At 72.2% G+C, this 4,126-nt stretch carries 3 protein-coding genes; 1 reads left to right on the top strand and 2 read right to left on the bottom strand.

Annotated features, from left to right (window positions below; all coding sequences use genetic code 11):
• Both fadD6 and A5706_RS10935 read right to left on the bottom strand, forming a co-directional pair.
• Positions 1-1,605, bottom strand: a 1,605-nt coding sequence (gene fadD6 / locus A5706_RS10940; protein ID WP_068130098.1) for a long-chain-acyl-CoA synthetase FadD6, incomplete at its 3' end; no start/stop codon positions are given.
• Between the two features lie 48 nt (positions 1,606-1,653).
• Positions 1,654-2,196, bottom strand: a complete 543-nt coding sequence (locus tag A5706_RS10935) for a TIGR00730 family Rossman fold protein (RefSeq protein WP_068130095.1) — start codon at positions 2,194-2,196, stop codon at positions 1,654-1,656.
• Positions 2,197-2,257: 61 nt separating this feature from the next.
• Between A5706_RS10935 and A5706_RS10930 the strand changes: the two genes are divergently transcribed.
• The coding region (locus A5706_RS10930; RefSeq protein ID WP_068130092.1) for an AAA family ATPase at positions 2,258-4,126 on the top strand (1,869 nt) is incomplete at its 3' end.

Raw genomic sequence — 4,126 nt, 5'->3', positions numbered from 1 at the left:
GACCACCCGAACGAACAACGGCAGCGCATAGGGCGGCAGTTGCGAGTACACCGCGCGGGCCAACGACTGGCCGTCGAACTCGGCGCCCTCGCGCAGCTGGACCGCGGCCATCCCGGCGCGCCCACCGGTGTGCGGGATCTCCACGCCGAACACCGTGCATTCCTCGACGGACGCGTCGGAGGCCAGCGCCGCCTCCACTTGCGTGGTGGCGACGTTCTCGCCCTTCCACCGGAACGTGTCACCGAGCCGGTCGACGAACGCGGCGTGGCCCATGCCCTGCGGGCTCATCACGTCACCCGAGTTGAACCACACGTCCCCCTCACGAAAAGCGTTGCGCACCAACTTCTTTTCGGTCGATTCCTGGTCGGTGTAGCCGTCGAACGGCTGCAGCCTGTTGATCGGGCTGAGCAGCAGGCCGGGCTGGCCGGCGGGCACCCGGCGCACCCGGCCGTCCTCGTCACGCAGCGGCTCGCCGGTGTCGGGGTCGTACTCCACGTAGGCCAGCGGCATCGGGAAGACGCCGGTGGACCGCGGCACGTTGAAGACATTGATGAACGCGGTGTTGCCCTCGCTGGATGCGTAGAACTCGCACACCCGCTCGATGCCGAACCGCCGGGTGAACTCGTCCCAGATCTCAGGGCGCAGCCCGTTGCCGGCGATCACCCGCACCTTGTGCGCCCGGTCAGTCGGCTTGGGCGGCTGGTTGAGCAGGTAGCGGCAGATCTCGCCGATGTAGATGAACGCGGTGGCCTCGGTGGCGATCACCTCGTCCCAGAACTTCGACGCCGAAAACGACTTGCCCAACGCCAGCGTCGCCCCGGAGTTGATCACCGACGACAACGCGACCGTCAGCGCGTTGTTGTGGTACAGCGGCAGGCAGCTGTACAGCGTGTCGGTGCTCTTCAGCCGCAACCCGATGCCGCCGAACGCGGCCAGCGCCTTGAGCCAGCGCAGGTGCGTCATCACGCTGGCCTTCGGGAAACCCGTTGTGCCCGAGGTGAATATGTAGAACGCGGTGTCGCGGGCCTGCACGGCTGTCGCCGACGCCGGGTTGGTCGCCGGCGCGCTGACGGCGAAGCGGTCCAGGTCCTCGACGGTCAGCGTCTCGGTGGCGCCGGTGCCGCCGGACTCAGCCACGGCGCTGACCAGGTCGGTCTCCGCGATCAGCACCTTGGCGTCCAGCAGGCCCAGGCTGTGCGCCAGCACCTCGCCGCGCTGGTGGTAGTTGATCATCCCGGCGACCGCGCCGCACTTGACCGCGGCCAGCATGGCCAGCACCGCATGAGGCGAGTTGCGCAGCATGATCGCGACGACGTCGCCGCTGCCGACGCCGTGCGCGGCCAGCACCGCGGCGTACCGGTTGGCGGTCGCGTTGGCGTCCCGGTAGGTCAGCTGCTGATCGCCGAACCGCAGGAAGACCCGGTCGCCGTGGCGGGCGGCCCGGTCGGCGAAGACCGTGCCGATCGATTTCTTGGAACCCGGCTGGGCGAACAGCCCGGTCAGCGCCCCGCGCACGATCGTCGGCATGTCGGCCAGCAGGCCCGGCACCCGAGATGCGATGTCGGTCAGCCTGACGGCCGTACGCGCTCCCCCGTCGTCGGACACGTTTCCCTCTATTCCTGTCAGTCCTCACGGCGTGCGTTCGCCCGGCACTCAGGTGGGTGCGCACGCCTCCACTGCGGCCCCCACCTTATCCACCAGCACCAACCGGTCCATCGCCGCTTGCGTGATGTACCCGCTGTCGAGCAATCCGCACAACCACAGCCACAGCCCCTCGTAATGCCCGAAGGGGTCCAGCATCACGATGGGTTTGTCGTGCACCCCGAGATACCCCGTGGTCCACGCGTCGAACAGCTCGTCCAGGGTGCCGACCCCGCCGGGCAGCACGACGAACGCGTCGGCGCGGGCCTCCATGATCTGCTTACGCTCGTGCATGGTGTCGCTGACGATCAGCTCGTCGGCGTGGCGGTCGGCGACCTCGAGGCGCATCAGGTTCTGCGGAATGACGCCGACGGTCCGCCCGCCGCGGGCGCGCGCCGCGCTCGCCACCGCGCCCATCGCCGAAACCCGGCCGCCGCCCCACACCAGCGTCCAGCCGCGCTCGGCGATCGCCTCGCCGAGTTCCGAAGCCAGCTCAAGCAATTCGGGGTGCTCCGGGCCCGACGCGCAGTACACGCACACCGCCCATTCGCGCATACAACGAAAGGTAGACCAAGCCCGGTGCGGCGCGCACACTGCGCGCAATAAACTCCGGCTGGTGCCGATTCGTTGGAACGTCCCTCAACACGAGGCGGCGCTGGAGCGGCTGAACGACGCGCTCGGGGCGGCCCGCGGCGCCGTCGTGCTCGGCCCCGACGGCTGCGGCAAATCCACCCTGGCCCGGCTGGCCGCAGAGGGCTACGGCCGCGCGCACCCGAGCACCCTCACCCGCTGGGTCACCGGCACCCCGACCGAGCGGGCCGTTCCGTTCGGGGCGTTCAGCCACCTGGTCGCGATCACCGACCTCGGCAAGCCGGCCGCGCTGTTGCGGGCCGCGCGGGCGTCGCTGGCCGGCGGAGACGACCTGCTGCTCGTCGTCGACGACGCCCACCAGCTCGACGCCCTGTCGGCCACGCTGGTCTACCAACTGGCTCTGACCGGCACGGGCCGGATGGTGGTCACCGCCCGCGGCCCAAATTTCTCGGCGGCGCCCGACGCCATCGCGGCGCTGTGGACCGACGGCCTGCTGCCGCGAATCGATGTCGAGGCGCCCGGCGGCGCGACCACACCCGCCCAGGTCGACGCGTTCATCGCCGAGCTGCCGGCCGCGGCGCGGGCGGTGCTGGACTACCTCGCCGTCGCCGAGCCGCTGCCGGTCGCCGACCTGACCGTCCTGGCCGGGGCGGGCGCGGTCGACGAGGCGGAAGACCTCGGCGCGGCGGAAACCCGGGTGCGCGCCGACGGCGACGAGCCGGTGGTCTACACCGCACATCCGCTGTTCGCCGAGCGGGTGCGCGCCGCGCTCGGTCCCGACGACGCCCGGCGTCGGCGCACCGAGCTCGTCGCGCTGCTGTCCCAACGCGCATCGGACCACCTCAGCGATCGGCTGCGGCTGGCGTCCCTGGCCCTGGACAGCGACGCCCCCCAGCGCGTCGCCGACGTCGCCGACGCCGCGCAGCAGGCGCTGCGCCTGGGCGACCTCGCGCTCGGCGAACGTCTGGCCCGCTCGGCGCTGGAGCGGTCCGGGGGCCTGGCGGCGCGGCTGTCGCTGGCGCACGCCCTCGGGTGGCAGGGCCGCGGCCGCGAGGCCGACGCGCTGCTCGCCGAGGTCGACTCCGCCGCGCTGGCCGAGCCGGCGCTCATGGACTGGGCGCTGCTGCGGGCCGCCAACCAGTTCTGGATGCTCAGCGAACCCGAGCGGGCCACCGCGTTCCTGCGGACCATCCGCAATCGGGTCACGGATCCGGGCCCGCGCACCACCCTCGACGCCCTCAGCGCGACGTTCGCGATGAACGCCGGCAACGTCGGATACGCCGTCAAGATCGCCGGCGAGGTGCTGGATTCACCGTCGGCCGGCGACCAGGCGGTGGCGTGGGCCGCCAGTGCCGCCGCGCTGTGCGCGGCGCGGCGGGGCCGGTTCGGCGACGTGGAGCCGCTGGCGCAGCGCGCCCTGTCCGCCGAACATCCCGGGCTGCTGCGGTTCACGATCGGGCTTGGCCAGACCACCGCGCTGTTGATGGCGGGCCGGCTGCCCGACGCGCGCGAATTGGCCCAGCAATTCACCGATTTCGCCGAATTGCAGCAGCCGGGCCGCGCGATCGGCGAAGTGCTGCTGGCGCATGTGCTGATCGCCCAGGGCGAGTTCGCGCAGGCCGCGGCCCTGCTCGGCCCGGCCGCCGGCACGCTGGAACGCACCGGTTACTCGTGGGGGCCGCTGTCGCTGACGCTGCTGGCGACCGCGCTGGCCCAGCAGGGCGACATCGCCGCCACCGCGAAGGCCCTGAGCCGGGCCGAGTCTCGGCACGGCACGAAGTCGGCGCTGTTCGGCCCGGAGCTCGGCATGGCGCGGGCGCGGCGGCTGGCGGCCACGCGCGACGCGGCCGGCGCCGTCGCGGCCGCCCGCGACGCCGCGCGGATGGCCGTGCTC

The sequence above is a fragment of the Mycobacterium sp. E796 genome (assembly GCF_001672815.1).
Classification (GTDB): Bacteria; Actinomycetota; Actinomycetes; order Mycobacteriales; family Mycobacteriaceae; genus Mycobacterium.
The sequence above is the reverse complement of the archived record's forward strand: the minus strand, read 5'-3'. Positions and strand labels throughout refer to the sequence as shown.